Origin of the sequence: Pseudomonas sp. NFX15 (assembly GCF_049132105.1) — a bacterium.
Classification (GTDB): Bacteria; Pseudomonadota; Gammaproteobacteria; order Pseudomonadales; family Pseudomonadaceae; genus Aquipseudomonas.
On record NZ_JAFMPV010000015.1, the window covers coordinates 18,694 to 33,634 of the forward strand.

Genomic DNA, 14,941 nt, shown 5'->3' on the forward strand with positions numbered 1-14,941 from the left:
ATCCCACAGCCGCGCCAGGCACGACTGTGGGATCGGTTGACCGCAAGAATTTACTTGATGCGCTGGCCTGGCTTGGCACCGCTGTCAGGGCTGAGCAAGTAGATTTCTTCGCCGCCGGGACCTGCCGCCATCACCATGCCTTCGGAGATGCCGAACTTCATTTTCCGTGGCTTGAGGTTGGCGATCATCATGGTCAGGCGACCGTCGAGCTTGGACGGGTCCGGGTATGCACTCTTGATCCCGGAGAACACGTTGCGCGTCTCGTCACCGATGTCCAGGGTCAGGCGCAACAGCTTGTCGGCACCTTCCACGTGTTCGGCCTTGACGATCAGGGCCACACGCAGGTCGACGGCGGCAAAGGCGTCGAACTCGATTTCCGGCGACAGCGGGTCCTTGGCCAGTTCGCCATTGCCGGCTGGCAGTGCGTCGCCGGTGTCCGTCTGGCTGGCGGTCAGGTCTTCCTTCGACGCGTCGCTCATGGCTTGCACCTTGACCGGGTCGATGCGGGTCATCAACGCCTTGAACTCGTTCAACTGATGGTTGGCGAGCAAGGTCGTGTGGTCGTTCCAGGTCAGCGGCGCGACGTTCAGGAACGCCTCGGCGTCGGCGGCCAGCAGTGGCAGCACGGGCTTGAGGAAGATCACCAGTTGGCGGAACAGGTTGACGCCGGTGGCGCAGATCGCCTGGACCTCTTCCTGCTTGCCTTCCTGTTTGTTCAGCGACCATGGTGCCTTGTCGGCGATCCAGGCGTTGGCGCGGTCGGCCAGGCCCATGATCTCGCGCATGGCGCGGGCGAAGTCACGGGCTTCATAGGCGTCGGCAATGCTCGGGGTAGCGGCCAGGAACGCGTCGGTCAACTCGGGCGCGGCGTTGGTGTCGACCATCACGCCAGCATTGCCTTTCTGGATGAACCCGGCACAACGGCTGGCGATGTTGACGACCTTGCCCACCAAGTCGGAGTTGACCTTCTGCACGAAGTCCTCGAGGTTCAGGTCGAGGTCATCGACGCCACGGCCCAGCTTGGAGGCGTAGTAGTAGCGCAGGTATTCCGGTGACAGGTGATCCAGGTAGGTGCGGGCCTTGATGAACGTGCCGCGGGACTTGGACATTTTCTGGCCGTTGACGGTCAGGTAGCCGTGCACGTTGATCCCGGTCGGCTTGCGGTAGCCGGCGCCTTCGAGCATCGCTGGCCAGAACAGGGCGTGGAAGTTGACGATGTCCTTGCCGATGAAATGGTACAGCTCGGCGGTGGAGTTCTTGCCCCAGAACGCATCGAAGTCCAGTTCCGGCGTGCGGTTGCACAGGTTCTTGAAGCTGGCCATGTAGCCGATCGGCGCGTCCAGCCACACGTAGAAATACTTGCCCGGCTCGTCAGGGATTTCAAAACCGAAGTACGGCGCATCGCGGGAGATGTCCCACTGTTGCAGGCCGGCGTCGAGCCATTCGGCGATCTTGTTGGCCACGGCGTCCTGCAGGGTGCCGCTGCGGGTCCAGGTTTGCAGCATTTGCTGGAAATCCGGCAGCTTGAAGAAGAAGTGCTGGGAATCCTTGAGCACCGGGGTGGCGCCGGAGATGGCCGACTTCGGATCCTTCAGGTCGGTCGGCGCATAGGTCGCGCCGCATTTTTCGCAGTTGTCCCCGTACTGGTCTTCGGTGCCGCATTTCGGGCAGGTGCCCTTGATGAAGCGGTCGGCCAGGAACATTTTCTTTTCCGGGTCGAAATACTGGGTGATCGAACGTTGGGCAATGTGCCCGGCGTCACGCAGTTTCAGGTAGATCTGGCTCGACAGCTCACGGTTTTCTTCGGCGTGAGTGGAGTGGAAATTATCGAAGTCGACGAGGAAGTCGGCAAAGTCGGCGCTGTGTTCAGCCTGGACGTTGGCGATCAGTTGTTCCGGGGTGATGCCTTCCTTTTCCGCGCGAAGCATGATCGCCGAACCGTGGGCGTCGTCGGCGCAGACATAGATGCATTGATTGCCGCGGTGCTTCTGGAAGCGCACCCACATATCGGTCTGGATATATTCCAGCATATGGCCGAGGTGAATCGAACCATTGGCATAGGGCAGGGCGCTGGTGACGAGGATCTTGCGTGGCTCGGACATGGGGCTCGGCTACTTGATGAAACGGAGGTCGGTCACTATAAAGCGCCGGCGCATATTTTTCACCCTTCGGGCCTGTTTCCGGATGCATCGCTGCTGAAACCTGTGGCGAGGGGGCTTGCCCCCTCGCCACAGCAACAAATGAACGTCGAATATGCCGCCTCGGACCCGGAACAGGTACGATACCCGTCATCTTTTCCAAGTCCCGTTTTCGGAGTTGCCCATGAGCGCCGTCAATCGCGCAGCGGTGGAAGCCGTCCTTCGCCAATACACCGACCCTTACCTGAACCAGGACCCGGTCAGCGCCGGGTGCGTGCGCAACATCGAGATCCAGGGCGACCGCGTCAGCGTCCAGCTTGAGCTGGGCTACGCCGCGGGCCTGTTCAAGAGTGGCTGGTCGCAGATGCTGGAAATGGCCATCCAGGGGCTGGATGGCGTGGCGAGTGCCAAGGTCGAGATCACCAGCGTGATCGCCGCGCACAAGGCCCAGGCGCAGGTACCGGGGTTGGCGAACGTCAAGAACGTCGTCGCCGTGGCGTCCGGCAAGGGCGGCGTGGGTAAATCCACCACCGCCGCCAACCTGGCCCTGGCGTTGGCGCGTGAAGGCGCCAAGGTCGGGATCCTCGACGCGGACATCTATGGTCCGAGCCAGGGCATCATGTTCGGCATCCCGGAGCGTACCCGCCCCGAGGTCAAGGATCAGAAATGGTTCGTACCGCTCAAGTCCCACGGCGTCGAAGTGATGTCCATGGCGTTCCTGACCGACGACAACACGCCGATGGTCTGGCGCGGTCCGATGGTCTCCGGTGCCCTGCTGCAACTGGTCACCCAAACCGCGTGGGGTGATCTGGATTACCTGGTCATCGACATGCCGCCAGGCACCGGCGACATCCAGTTGACCCTGGCGCAGAAAGTGCCGGTGGCCGGTGCGGTGATCGTTACCACCCCGCAGGACCTGGCGTTGCTGGACGCGCGCAAGGGCGTGGAAATGTTCCGCAAGGTCAACATTCCGGTGCTGGGCGTGGTGGAAAACATGGCGGTGCACATCTGCTCGAACTGCGGGCATGCCGAGCATCTGTTCGGTGAAGGTGGCGGGGTGAAGCTGGCCAACCAGTACGGCGTCGAGCTGCTGGCTTCATTGCCATTGTCGATGGCCATTCGCGAGCAGGCCGATGGCGGCAGGCCAACGGTGATCGCCGAGCCGGACAGCCCGGTCGCCCTGGTCTACCAGGAACTGGCCCGCCACGTCGGCGCGCGGATCGTGTTGCAGGAAGCGCTGACGCCGGCGATGCCCAACATCAGCATCAGCGACGACTAATTCGCGCAAATGCTATCCCCTGTAGGAGCGAGCTTGCTCGCGAAGGTGCATCAGTCGACACCGTGTTGTCTGACACACCATCGCGAGCAGGCTCGCTCCTACAGTTGTTATTGAGGTGGTTTAGATGCGCAACCCGCCATCCATCTCCAGAATCCGGCCGGTGTAGTAGTCGTTCTCGAAGATGTAGGCGGCCGAATGGGCGATTTCTTCTGGCTTGCCCATGCGCTTGAGAGGAATGCCGGCGGTCATCTTTTCCAGCGCCTCAGGCTTCATGCCCAGGGTCATTTCGGTTTCGATGAAGCCCGGTGCAATGCCGGCGACACGAATGCCGTAGCGCGCCAGTTCCTTGGCCCAGGTCACGGTTGCCGCCGCCACACCGGCCTTGGCGGCCGAGTAGTTGGTCTGACCGACGTTGCCGGCGCGGGAAATCGACGAGATATTGATGATCGCACCGCTGTTGTTGAGCTCGACCATTTTTGCCGCCACTTCACGGGTGCACAGGAACACGCCGGTCAGGTTGACGTCGATGACGGCCTGCCACTGGGCCAGGCTCATCTTGGTCATCTCGCCATCCTTGACCTTGAGCAGCAGCCCGTCGCGCAGGATCCCCGCATTGTTGATCAGGCCATGGATCGCGCCGAAATCTTCGGCGACCTGAGCAACCATGTGCGTCACTTGCTCTTCATTGGCGACGTTGCACAGGTAGGCGCGAGCTTCGACGCCCTTGGCTTTGCAAGCGGCAACGGCGTCGTCGAGTTTTTCCTGGTTCAAGTCGACCAGTGCGAGTTTCGCGCCTTTATCCGCGAAATACTCGGCCATGGAGCGGCCTAAACCCTGGCAACCGCCAGTGATAATGATTACTTTGTCAGTGAGTTGCATTCGCATGCCCCGGTAGGTCTGGGTGTTTTCTTACTAGGCATCTTCTCTTTCACGCCTACCTTGGCACCTGAGAATTGCCCCCAATGGCGTGCTGGTACTGTTACCAGCGGCCGATCCGTTTTTTTGACGGATTCTTATTAAGGAGTCATAAATTGAGCGTTGAAACGGCCAAGCATGCACGAGAATTGCTCCTCAAGGAATACCGCGGCGTACTCTCCACGCATTCCAAAGCAATGCCGGGTTTTCCGTTTGGCTCCGTCGTTCCATATTGCCTGGACGAGCAGGGCCGGCCGTTGATCCTGATCAGCCGGATCGCCCAACACACGCACAACTTGCAAAAAGACCCGAAATGCTCGCTGTTCGTCGGTGAACGTGGTGCCGAAGACGCGCAAGCGGTGGGCCGCCTGACCTATCTGGCCGAGGCGCAACAAATCGTTGACGAGTCCGCCATCGAAGCCGCCGCCGAACGTTACTACCGCTACTTCCCGGACTCCCAGAACTACCACAAGGCCCACGATTTCGATTTCTGGGTCCTCACGCCGGTGCGCCACCGCTACATCGGCGGCTTCGGTGCGATTCACTGGGTCAACGACCTGACCCTGGCCAACCCGTTCGCCGGCAAGGCCGAAGTGAGCATGGTCGAGCACATGAATGCCGATCACGCCAAGGCCATCGCCCATTACGTCGCCCTGGCGGGACTGCCGAAAACCGCACCGGCGCAGATGGTCGGAATCGATACCGAAGGCATGCACCTGCGCATTGGCCAAGGTGTGTATTGGTTGCCGTTTCAAGCGCCCTGTAATACGCCGACACAAGTGCGCGAAGCCTTGGTTTCTCTGGCTCACGCGCAACATTGGCCGAAAAATGAAGTGGCCGATGCTTGAAATCACGAAACAGCGACGTCATCTAAGGTGAACTGGCAAGGCATTCTTGCGTTGAGGAACCATTTGATGCGCCCTTTTTTGTTGCTCTTTCTGCTGTTCCCGGTGTTGGAGCTGTTTGTATTCGTCAAGGTGGCCGGGTCCATCGGGTTTTTCCCGGCCCTGCTGCTGATCATTCTCGGCTCGATGTTCGGCGTGTTCGTGCTGCGCATCGCCGGCCTGGCCACGGCCCTGCGTGCCCGTGAAAGCCTGAACCGCGGCGAGTTGCCGGCGCAGACCATGCTCGAAGGGCTGATGCTGGCATTGGCCGGTGGCCTGCTGATTCTTCCGGGTTTCATCAGCGACGTGATCGGCCTGTTCATGCTGTTGCCGTTCACTCGACGCCTGCTGGCCAATAAAATGCGTGAGCGCGCCGAGGCGCAGGCCATGCGTCAGCGCGCGTTCGCCGACGACTTGCAGGCACGCGGCGGTCCCGCACCCCGCGAATCGGTGGGCCGTGAACCGACTGTGATCGAAGGCGAGTTCGAACACCGCGACCCCAAGCCATAACGCTCTGCACACGGCACCTTCGGGTGCCGTGTTCGTTTTTGGGGGATCGATACGAAAATTTTTCGATCCCCGCCCTTGTAATAAGCTTATGCGCCCTTATGTAACGGTCACCGCAAGGTTTCTGGTGATTACGCCAGACAGATTTCGCGGTTCGCTTGACGAACCGCACCCGGCTCCGCCGGATTTTGTTAAACCCGCCGGGACTACACCGGCCGATGAAAACCACAATTAGGAGAGATCGACAATGAAGCTTCGTCCTCTGCATGACCGCGTCGTCATCCGTCGCAGCGAAGAAGAAAAGAAAACCGCTGGCGGTATCGTCCTGCCAGGTTCGGCTGCTGAAAAAGCCAACAGCGGCGAAATCCTCGCTGTCGGCACCGGCCGCGTACTGGAAAACGGTGAAGTGCGTGCACTGTCCGTAAAAGTGGGCGACAAGGTTGTGTTCGGTCCGTACTCCGGCAGCAACACTGTGAAAGTCGACGGCGAAGACCTGCTGGTAATGAGCGAGAACGAAATCCTCGCTGTTATCGAAGGCTGATACCCCCGTTCATTTTCCACTACTACAAAGTATTTAAGGAATATCGATCATGGCTGCTAAAGAAGTTCTGTTTGGCGATTCCGCCCGTAAAAAAATGCTCAAGGGCGTCAACGTCCTGGCTGACGCAGTAAAAGCGACCTTGGGCCCGAAAGGCCGTAACGTGATCATCGAGAAGAGCTTCGGCGCTCCGACCATCACCAAGGACGGCGTTTCCGTCGCCAAAGAAATCGAACTCGAAGACCGTTTCGAAAACATGGGCGCGCAGCTGGTCAAAGACGTTGCCTCCCGTGCCAACGATGACGCAGGCGACGGCACCACCACCGCTACCGTTCTGGCTCAGTCGATCGTCAACGAAGGCCTGAAAGCCGTCGCTGCCGGCATGAACCCGATGGACCTCAAGCGCGGTATCGACAAAGCGACCATCGCTATTGTTAAAGAGCTCAAAGCCCTGTCCAAGCCATGCGCTGACACCAAGGCTATCGCTCAGGTAGGCACCATCTCCGCCAACTCCGACAACTCCATCGGCGACATCATTGCCGAAGCCATGGAAAAAGTCGGTAAAGAAGGCGTGATCACCGTTGAAGAAGGCTCGGGCCTGGAAAACGAACTGTCGGTTGTTGAAGGCATGCAGTTCGACCGTGGCTACCTGTCCCCGTACTTCGTCAACAAGCCAGAGACCATGGTCGCTGAGCTGGACGGCCCGCTGATCCTGCTGGTCGACAAAAAGATCTCGAACATCCGCGAAATGCTGCCAGTGCTGGAAGCCGTTGCCAAAGCCGGCCGTCCATTGCTGATCGTGGCCGAAGACGTTGAAGGCGAAGCCCTGGCGACTCTGGTTGTGAACAACATGCGCGGTATCGTTAAAGTCGCAGCCGTCAAGGCTCCAGGCTTCGGCGACCGTCGCAAGGCCATGCTGCAGGACATCGCTGTTCTGACCGGCGGTACCGTTATCTCCGAAGAGATCGGCCTGAGCCTGGAAAGCACCACCCTGGAGCACCTGGGTAACGCCAAGCGCGTCACACTGTCCAAGGAAAACACCATCATCGTTGACGGTGCTGGCGTTCAAGGCGACATCGAAGCACGCATCAACCAGATCCGTGCCCAGGTTGCCGAGACCTCCTCGGACTACGACCGTGAAAAACTGCAAGAGCGTCTGGCCAAGCTGTCCGGCGGCGTTGCAGTGATCAAGGTTGGCGCTGGTTCCGAAGTTGAAATGAAAGAGAAGAAAGCCCGCGTTGAAGACGCCCTGCACGCGACCCGTGCAGCCGTTGAAGAAGGCGTGGTACCTGGCGGTGGCGTTGCGCTGATCCGCGCTCTGCAAACCCTGCACGATCTGAAAGGCGACAACGCTGATCAGGACGTCGGTATCGCTGTTCTGCGCCGTGCCGTTGAAGCACCGCTGCGCCAGATCGCTGCCAACAGCGGTGACGAGCCGAGCGTTGTGGTCAACGAAGTCAAGAACGGCAAAGGTAACTTCGGTTACAACGCTGCGACTGGCGAATACGGAGACATGATCGAAATGGGCATCCTGGATCCAACCAAGGTCACCCGTTCCGCGCTGCAAGCTGCATCGTCGATCGGCGGTCTGATCCTGACCACCGAAGCTGCTGTTGCTGATGCACCGAAGAAAGACGGCGGTGCCGGTGGCGGCATGCCAGACATGGGCGGTATGGGCGGCATGGGCGGCATGATGTAAGCCAGCCTTACCCCAGTAAGCAAAAACCCCGTCTGCGAAAGCAGGCGGGGTTTTTTATTGCCCGGTCTTCAAGGACCACCACTGTCCAATGTGGCAGCGAGCCTGCTCGCGAAAGCGATCTATCGGTCAACATCATCGTTGAATGTTGAACCGCTTCGCGAGCAGGCTCGCTCCTACATTTGAACTGTCTCTCAGGCGCTGACCGGTTGTGCATTGACCTCGCGACCAGCCTTCAACGCCGGTCGATACAGCACGTAGTAGTACGACCCCAGGCAAATCAGCCAGCAGAACACCGCCGTCCACACGTTGTGCGAAAAGAAGTGCGCGCCCTGCATCATCCGCCCGATGGAGAACACCGAGCCGAGGGTGAAGGCAAAGATAAACGCTGCGCGGGCCATGCGCGGGCGACGGTCACGCAGCACGAAAAACAGCGCAAACAGGGTAAAGCCGGTGGCCGCATGGCCGCCAGGCCAGCAGCGGCCCGGTTTGTCGGTGTGCGGGCGAGGACTCAGTAATTCGCTGTAAGTCTCGTGACCGCCGAATTGCTCAAGGCTCCACGGGCACTGCACCGCAGTTACTGCTTTCATCGGCGTGACAAAAGATGTCGCCAGGCCCAGGGACAGCACCAGGCAACCCAGTTCGCGTTTGAACGGCTTGAGCCTGGCCATGAAAAACGAAGCGGCGTAGGCAATGATCGCGAACACCGAGAAGGCGATGACCAACTCCTTGGCGCGATTATGGAGGATGTCCTCCAGGAAGTAACTGTGCCGTCCGATGAAGTCACCTGCGACCGGGTCGTAGAACAGCTTGGCAAGGTCCATGTCCAGCGAGGTCAGTTCGAGCAACATCAGAATGATCGCCGCAATGGCGGGGACGCCCAAGCACACCCAGAAGTTGAGCGGGCGAGGGGCAGGGCGGACAGCGGTGGATGACATGGTGAATCCTGAACAAAGGAAAAAGCCCCGGGCATCAGCCTGGGGCGATTCGGTTAACGTTCGCCGACTTGACCGGCACCCTCCTTGGGCGCCTTCCAGCCAAGCAGCTGTTGCTTGAAGCCATAACTGGCCGTTTGGTAATAGGTGATTGCGCGTGTAATCAATGGGTCATTGGCGTTTGACCGCGACTCGCGGCTCTCGGTCAGCGCGTCATCGTGACGACGCAACCCTTGGCGTGGACTCAAGATCGCCAGGTCCTTGCCGTCGAACAACCCCAGGTGCTGATAGTTGCCGAGCACCACGCGCGGTGGCAATGGGTTGTCCTGCAACAGGTTACGGCCAAAGAACGTCGATTCATAATCCAGGTTGAGCAAGCCGAGCAACGTCGGGGCCAGGTCGATCTGGCTGGCCAATTGTGCAGTTTCCCGCGCTTCAATCAACTTCGGCGCATAGATGAAGAGCGGAATCTGATAGTTGGCGATGGGCAAGTCCTCCTTACCGGCGCTGCCTGCGGTGTGGTCGGCGACAAAAATGAAGATTGTATTGTCAAACCACGGCTTTTCACGCGCCTGATCGAGAAACTGACCAATGGCATAGTCGGTGTATTTCACCGCGCCATCACGACCGTTGCCGGACTTGATGTCGATCCGGTTGTCCGGATAGGTGTACGGACGGTGGTTGGACGTCGTCATCAATTGCAGGAGGAACGGTTGCTGCTTGGCATAATCGGCATCGGCCAGTTTCAGCGCCTGTTTATACAGGTCTTCGTCGGCCATGCCCCAGGCATTCTTGAAGTGGATCTCCGACTCCTCGACGCTGCTCTGGTCTACGACACGGTAGCCGTTGCCACTGAAGAACGCGTTCATGTTGTCGAAGTAACCGCGCCCTCCATAGACAAACACGCTGTCGTAACCCACGGCGTTGAGTTGTTGGCCCAGGCTGGCAAAGCCGCTTTCACGACCCACGCGCTTGACGATCGAGCGCCCGGGCGTTGGCGGGATGGCCAGGGTGATGGCTTCCAGCCCGCGGTCGGTGCGGGTGCCGGTGGCGTAGAAATTGTTGAAATACAGGCTCTGCTTGCGCAACGCATCCAGGTTGGGGGTCAGGTTGCGGGTATCGCCGTTGCTGCCCATGTACTTGGCGCTGAAGCTTTCAATGGTCACCAGCACGATGTTGGGCTTGCGCAGGGTGCCCGGGTTATCGATGTCGCGACGGATGTCCTGTGGGTCCTGGCCGACGAAACGGGCATTGGGTTCTGCCAGTTCGCTGCGGATCTGCTGGGCAACCACGGCTGACGGCAGCGTGCTGTAGAACTGCGCGTAGTCCAGTTCGTTATTGCGGAACGCGGCGAAGAATTGATACGGGCCGTTGCTCGCCAATTCATTCTGATAGGCGTTGCCACCTTGGGCACGCGGCGCATCCTGGCTGAGCAGTTGCATGCTCAGGCCAGCGATGACCAACAAGCCGAGCGCATTGATCAGGCGGCCACGCAGCGGCGGCAACGGCGCTGCCAGCGCGGCGTTGAACGCTTTGCGCAAAACCAGGCTCAGGACCACGGCGAGCACGGCGAGGACGCTCAGCAGCGTGCCGATCGGATACGACTCCAGCAGGTTGTTCAACACTTCGTCGGAGTACACCAGGTAGTCGACGGCGATGAAGTTGAAGCGCACGCCGAACTCATCCCAGAACAGCCATTCAGCCACCGCAGTGAACAGCATGGCGAACAGGCTGACGGTCAGCAGGCCTTGCAGGAACCAGCGATGGCCGCGAGTGCGCCACAAGGCTGGCGGGCACAGCAACAGGTACAGCCCCATGGGCAATGCCGCATAGGTGATGAAGCCCAGGTCGTACAGCAGACCGATTCCGAAAACCGACAGGAACCCGCTACCGGCCTCGTTCAGGTGGGTGACGAGCAGAACCGTTCGGGTTAGAAAAAAAATCGCAAGCCACGCGCCGGCGACCAATAGCAGCAAGCGCATGGGGGCCGTTTTCAAATAATCCATTTTTGATATTCCTTATTATCATCGCGTGCGAGTCTCGCCCGACGACTGTCGTCGGTGCGTGAATCGATAGTGAAAAACCTGTCAATCATACCTTTTGGTTGAACAGATTGATTCACCTATGGCCTTCCCCTAGCCGTGAGCCACACTTGGCCTTAAGCTGCGCGGGCCATGATGGCCGTTACTGTGGACGGAGAGAGACCCATGCGAATTCTATTGGTTGAAGACAACCGCGATATCCTGGCCAACCTGGCCGACTACCTGGGGCTCAAAGGCTATACCGTCGATTGCGCGCAGGATGGTCTGTCGGGGCTGCATCTGGCGGCCACCGAGCACTACGACTTGATCGTGCTCGATATCATGTTGCCCGGCATCGATGGCTACACCTTGTGCAAACGCCTGCGCGAGGATGCCCGCCGCGAAACGCCGGTGATCATGCTCACGGCCCGTGATCAACTGGATGACCGGCTGCAAGGCTTCAAGTCCGGTGCCGATGACTACCTGATCAAACCCTTCGCCCTGTCGGAACTGGCGGCGCGTATCGAAGCGGTCATGCGCCGTACCCAGGGCGGTGGGCGACGGACCTTGCAAGTCGGCGACTTGAACTATGACCTCGACACCCTGGAAGTCACCCGTGAAGGTCGCTTGCTGAAACTCAACCCGGTCGGCCTCAAATTGCTGGCCGTGTTGATGCAGAAAAGCCCCCATGTATTGCGCCGTGAAATTCTCGAAGAAGCCCTGTGGGGCGACGACTGCCCGGACAGCGACAGCCTGCGCAGCCATGTCCACCAACTGCGCCAGGTGATCGACAAACCCTTCGCCAAGCCATTGCTGCAAACCGTGCACGGTGTGGGGTATCGCCTGGCCGAGGGCCGTGATGGAGTTTAAGCAGAGCCTTGCCCAACGCATCATCATTGCCTTTGCGCTGATGAGCGCACTGGTGGCGGGCGCCTTTGCCATGGGCATCGTCGCGACTGTGCACCTGGTTGAAGAAAAACTGATTTCCGCGGGCCTGGGCGGTGATTTGCAGCGCCTGTTGCTGATGGACAATGTCGCCGACTGGAGCCATCGTCCAGAGCCCGACCAATTGTTCTACTTCAGCAGCGGGCCGGGCGATTTCAGGCTGCCCAAGGATTTGCGGCACCTGGAGCCGGGTTTCCATGAAGTATTCCGTGAAAACCTGTCGTACCACGCCATGGCCGAAATCGTCGACGGCCGGCGTTACGTGTTGTTGCAGGACCAGAGCGACTTCGAAGAGCGTGAGCGCGTGCTGTTTGCCGTGGTGCTGGTGGGGTTCGTCCTGAGCCTGGCGCTGGCGGTATTTCTCGGCTGGGTGTTGGCGCGCAAGGTAATGGCGCCGGTCGTACGCTTGGCCCGGCAAGTGCGTCATCGCGATCAACTGCTCGGCCTGGCCCCACCGCTGGCACCGGATTACGCCGCCGACGAAGTGGGCGAACTGGCCGTGGCCTTTGACGCCACCCTCGGGCGCTTGCGCCAGGCCCTGACCCGCGAGCGCTTGTTCACCAGCGACGTCAGCCATGAATTGCGCACACCGCTGATGGTCCTGGCCAGCTCCTGCGAGTTGTTGCTGGAAAACCCCGGCATCGATCAGCGCGGGCGCGCCCAGGTCGAGCGTATCGCCCGGGCCTGCGAAGAAATGCGCGAACTGGTGCAAACCTTTCTGATGCTGGCCCGTGCCCAGCGCGAAGACGCCAGCATGTCGCCACAACAGTCCCTCAGCCAAGTGGCTGAAGGTTTGCTTGGGCTGTGGCGCGAACCCATCGAACATAAAGGATTGAAACTGATTTTCGAGCCGGGCAACCCGGATTCCAAAGGCTACAACGCGACATTCCTGCATGCGGTGATGGGCAACTTGCTGCGCAATGCCCTGCATTACACCGAACAGGGCTTCATCCGCCTGACCCTGACGGGCACGGGCTTCCTGGTCGAAGACAGTGGCGTGGGCATTCCCGAAGAGAAGCGCGAGGCGATGTTCGAGCCGTTCGTTCGCGGCAGCGAAAAACGTGGGGAAGGCCTGGGCCTGGGGTTGTCCCTGGTGCAACGGATCTGTGAAAACCAGGGCTGGAGCGTCAGCCTCACCACGGTCGAACCCAATGGCTGTCGATTTCAGGTGGAGTTGTCCAAGCCAGCGTGAGCCGGGGCGTTTGGCAGTTCTACCAATTCTGTAAAACCCTGTAATACTTCTCGGTTAGCTGCAACGAAATTTTCACAAACGGATCACCTGACGCCGACACCCCCAAACCTAAGGTAGTTGTTATCAGAAGTTCAGGAGACCTGATGATGGACGGCCCGATCAAACTCGATTTTTCCGAAAAGTACGACGATCAACACGCGCAACGCTATCTGCGCAAACATCAGGATGGCCTCGGCCGCCGGTTGTCCCACTGGCGTGACGAACAATTGGCGCGCAAGGCACTGGCCCTGGTCGGCGAACCTGGCCTGGTGCTCGACCTGCCGTGCGGTGCCGGGCGTTTCTGGCCGTTGCTGGCGGAAAAATCCAATCGCGTGATTATTGGCGCGGACAACTCGGAGTCCATGCTGAAGATCGCCACCCAGGCACAACCGGCCGATGTCGTGAAACGGGTACAACCCTTGCACACCTCTGCATTCGATATCGCCTTGCCGGACAACGCCGTCGACAGCATTTTTTGCATGCGCCTGCTTCACCACATCGGTGAAGCCGAGCACCGCATGGCAATCTTGCGCGAGTTCCAGCGTGTTTCCCGCGATAGCGTGATTCTTTCGCTGTGGGTCGATGGCAACTTCAAGGCCTGGAAGCGCAAGCGTTCGGAGAAAAGCCGTGGGCAGGAAGGTTACCAAAACCGCTTTGTGTTGCCCGCTGCTACGGTAGAGAAGGAATTTGAGCAGGCCGGTTTCCGAATTCAGGAACAACTGGACTTTTTGCCGCTCTATGCCATGTGGCGAGTTTACGTATTACGCAAGAGGTAACAGGATGGCAGTGCAGTTCGCAGCAGAAACGGAAGTCGCTCCCCAGGATCGCTTCGATTATTTTTGGAACCAACGCGGTGAATGGGTAGAAGAGCCCAACCTCCGTCGCGGCGGGGAAAGTGGCGTCCAGCGGCTGATGGGCAGCGATGGTCAGCTGCTTTACGTGAAGCGTCAGACCGGGCACATCCATCGTAGCTGGCTGCACCCTTTCGGTCGGCCGACGGTGTTGCGCGAGCAAGCTGCGCTTACCGGGGTGACCGCGCTCGGCGTACGGGTTCCGCAAATCGTTTTCTGCGGCGCACAGCGCGACCCTGTGCACAAATGGCGCGCGTTGCTGGTCACCAAGTCGCTGGACGGCTTCGAGGAAATCGAGCATTGGTACGCTGGTGGCGGCCGCGAGCGTCATGGTGAGGCGGTGCACGAGCGCGTGCTCAAGGACCTGGCTGAAAACCTCGCCCGCATGCACAAGGGCCGTTGGCAGCACAGCTGCATCTACATCAAGCACGTCTTTTTGCGAGTGACGGGTGAAGGTGAATCGGCCAAGGTCGAGATTGCCTTGATCGATCTGGAGAAGTGCCGACAGCGTCTGACCGCCTATCGCGCCGCCTCCCACGATATGAAGCAATTGCGCCGCCACTCGTCGTTCAGCGACGCAGACTGGAAAAAGCTGGTCTATTTTTATGAGACGGCGTTTGGCAGCGCTATCAAGGGTTTATAGCGATGAAACTCGAAATTGCACGAGGTTTGTTTCTGGTAGGAGCCTTGGCAGTTGCATCAATCGCGTTGGCAGCCTGGGAGCAACCGCGCCCTCAGGTTCTCAGCTCGATCAACGCAGAAGAACATTGTCCAATGCCACGGGTAGCCAAGGCATCCGAGGTGACTCAACCCGATCATGATCTGTTGCTGTTCATGTTCGGGCTTTCTCAAGGATTGAGGCCGCAGAGTTGAACCGATTGAAGCCCAAATAAAAGGCCTCGCTGATGCGAGGCCTTTTTCATTATCCGCCCCTGGCACCTGTAGGCGCTGGCTTGCCAGCGAAGGCGGTGTGTCTGTGCCGTCACTATTAAAATGTGCCT

The 14,941-nt window shown here is 59.4% G+C and carries 14 protein-coding genes; 10 read left to right on the top strand and 4 right to left on the bottom strand.

Features of this window, described 5'->3' with window-relative positions; genetic code table 11:
• Positions 1-50: 50 nt before the first annotated feature.
• Positions 51-2,102: a methionine--tRNA ligase gene (metG, locus tag J1D76_RS16890; protein ID WP_421139382.1), complete on the bottom strand. Its 2,052-nt coding sequence runs from the start codon at positions 2,100-2,102 to the stop codon at positions 51-53.
• Between the two features lie 220 nt (positions 2,103-2,322).
• Here metG and apbC point away from each other — a divergent pair, with 220 nt between their 5' ends.
• Positions 2,323-3,417, top strand: coding sequence for an iron-sulfur cluster carrier protein ApbC (gene apbC, locus J1D76_RS16895; RefSeq protein WP_421139383.1), 1,095 nt, complete (start codon positions 2,323-2,325; stop codon positions 3,415-3,417).
• A 120-nt stretch (positions 3,418-3,537) separates the two neighbouring features.
• On the opposite strand, the gene J1D76_RS16900 is transcribed toward apbC, so the two are convergent.
• On the bottom strand, positions 3,538-4,296 hold the full coding sequence (locus J1D76_RS16900) for an SDR family oxidoreductase (protein WP_421139384.1): 759 nt from the start codon (positions 4,294-4,296) through the stop codon (positions 3,538-3,540).
• Between the two features lie 152 nt (positions 4,297-4,448).
• Here J1D76_RS16900 and J1D76_RS16905 point away from each other — a divergent pair, with 152 nt between their 5' ends.
• The 4 genes from J1D76_RS16905 (at position 4,449) to groL (ending at position 7,960) form a co-directional block, all read left to right on the top strand.
• A complete protein-coding gene (locus J1D76_RS16905; RefSeq protein WP_421139385.1) occupies positions 4,449-5,180 on the top strand; it encodes a HugZ family protein in 732 nt (243 codons plus the stop codon).
• A 66-nt stretch (positions 5,181-5,246) separates the two neighbouring features.
• Positions 5,247-5,726: an FxsA family protein gene (locus tag J1D76_RS16910; protein ID WP_421139386.1), complete on the top strand. Its 480-nt coding sequence runs from the start codon at positions 5,247-5,249 to the stop codon at positions 5,724-5,726.
• Positions 5,727-5,970: 244 nt separating this feature from the next.
• A complete protein-coding gene (locus J1D76_RS16915) occupies positions 5,971-6,264 on the top strand; it encodes a co-chaperone GroES (protein ID WP_007985847.1) in 294 nt (97 codons plus the stop codon).
• A gap of 49 nt (positions 6,265-6,313) precedes the next feature.
• Positions 6,314-7,960 carry a chaperonin GroEL gene (gene groL / locus J1D76_RS16920; RefSeq protein WP_421139387.1) on the top strand — a complete coding sequence of 549 codons (1,647 nt, stop codon included), beginning with the start codon at positions 6,314-6,316 and terminating at the stop codon, positions 7,958-7,960.
• Positions 7,961-8,151: 191 nt separating this feature from the next.
• On the opposite strand, the gene J1D76_RS16925 is transcribed toward groL, so the two are convergent.
• Positions 8,152-8,895: a phosphatase PAP2 family protein gene (locus J1D76_RS16925; protein WP_421139388.1), complete on the bottom strand. Its 744-nt coding sequence runs from the start codon at positions 8,893-8,895 to the stop codon at positions 8,152-8,154.
• Between the two features lie 53 nt (positions 8,896-8,948).
• Positions 8,949-10,898, bottom strand: coding sequence for an LTA synthase family protein (locus J1D76_RS16930; RefSeq protein ID WP_421139389.1), 1,950 nt, complete (start codon positions 10,896-10,898; stop codon positions 8,949-8,951).
• Positions 10,899-11,099: 201 nt separating this feature from the next.
• Between J1D76_RS16930 and colR the strand changes: the two genes are divergently transcribed.
• From colR to J1D76_RS16955, 5 genes are all read left to right on the top strand, one after another.
• Positions 11,100-11,783 (top strand): two-component system response regulator ColR, encoded by a 684-nt coding sequence (gene colR / locus J1D76_RS16935; protein ID WP_007978572.1) that lies wholly within the window; start codon positions 11,100-11,102, stop codon positions 11,781-11,783.
• Positions 11,773-13,050, top strand: a complete 1,278-nt coding sequence (locus J1D76_RS16940; RefSeq protein ID WP_421139390.1) for a sensor histidine kinase — start codon at positions 11,773-11,775, stop codon at positions 13,048-13,050. The genes colR and J1D76_RS16940 overlap by 11 nt, the downstream gene beginning before the upstream one ends.
• A 146-nt stretch (positions 13,051-13,196) precedes the next feature.
• A complete protein-coding gene (locus J1D76_RS16945) occupies positions 13,197-13,865 on the top strand; it encodes a class I SAM-dependent methyltransferase (RefSeq protein ID WP_421139486.1) in 669 nt (222 codons plus the stop codon).
• Positions 13,866-13,869: 4 nt separating this feature from the next.
• Positions 13,870-14,583, top strand: coding sequence for a lipopolysaccharide kinase InaA family protein (locus J1D76_RS16950; protein ID WP_421139391.1), 714 nt, complete (start codon positions 13,870-13,872; stop codon positions 14,581-14,583).
• A 2-nt stretch (positions 14,584-14,585) separates the two neighbouring features.
• Positions 14,586-14,813 (top strand): hypothetical protein, encoded by a 228-nt coding sequence (locus J1D76_RS16955; RefSeq protein WP_421139392.1) that lies wholly within the window; start codon positions 14,586-14,588, stop codon positions 14,811-14,813.
• Positions 14,814-14,941 lie beyond the last annotated feature (128 nt).

What these genes read in the sequence shown, in the direction of transcription:
- metG (WP_421139382.1), bottom strand. Translation starts at nt 2,102, where the DNA reads ATGTCCGAGCCACGCAAGATCCTCGTCACCAGCGCCCTGCCCTATGCC.
- apbC (WP_421139383.1), top strand. Translation starts at nt 2,323, where the DNA reads ATGAGCGCCGTCAATCGCGCAGCGGTGGAAGCCGTCCTTCGCCAATAC.
- J1D76_RS16900 (WP_421139384.1), bottom strand. Translation starts at nt 4,296, where the DNA reads ATGCAACTCACTGACAAAGTAATCATTATCACTGGCGGTTGCCAGGGT.
- J1D76_RS16910 (WP_421139386.1), top strand. Translation starts at nt 5,247, where the DNA reads ATGCGCCCTTTTTTGTTGCTCTTTCTGCTGTTCCCGGTGTTGGAGCTG.
- J1D76_RS16915 (WP_007985847.1), top strand. Translation starts at nt 5,971, where the DNA reads ATGAAGCTTCGTCCTCTGCATGACCGCGTCGTCATCCGTCGCAGCGAA.
- groL (WP_421139387.1), top strand. Translation starts at nt 6,314, where the DNA reads ATGGCTGCTAAAGAAGTTCTGTTTGGCGATTCCGCCCGTAAAAAAATG.
- J1D76_RS16925 (WP_421139388.1), bottom strand. Translation starts at nt 8,895, where the DNA reads ATGTCATCCACCGCTGTCCGCCCTGCCCCTCGCCCGCTCAACTTCTGG.
- J1D76_RS16930 (WP_421139389.1), bottom strand. Translation starts at nt 10,898, where the DNA reads ATGGATTATTTGAAAACGGCCCCCATGCGCTTGCTGCTATTGGTCGCC.
- colR (WP_007978572.1), top strand. Translation starts at nt 11,100, where the DNA reads ATGCGAATTCTATTGGTTGAAGACAACCGCGATATCCTGGCCAACCTG.
- J1D76_RS16940 (WP_421139390.1), top strand. Translation starts at nt 11,773, where the DNA reads ATGGAGTTTAAGCAGAGCCTTGCCCAACGCATCATCATTGCCTTTGCG.
- J1D76_RS16945 (WP_421139486.1), top strand. Translation starts at nt 13,197, where the DNA reads ATGGACGGCCCGATCAAACTCGATTTTTCCGAAAAGTACGACGATCAA.
- J1D76_RS16950 (WP_421139391.1), top strand. Translation starts at nt 13,870, where the DNA reads ATGGCAGTGCAGTTCGCAGCAGAAACGGAAGTCGCTCCCCAGGATCGC.
- J1D76_RS16955 (WP_421139392.1), top strand. Translation starts at nt 14,586, where the DNA reads ATGAAACTCGAAATTGCACGAGGTTTGTTTCTGGTAGGAGCCTTGGCA.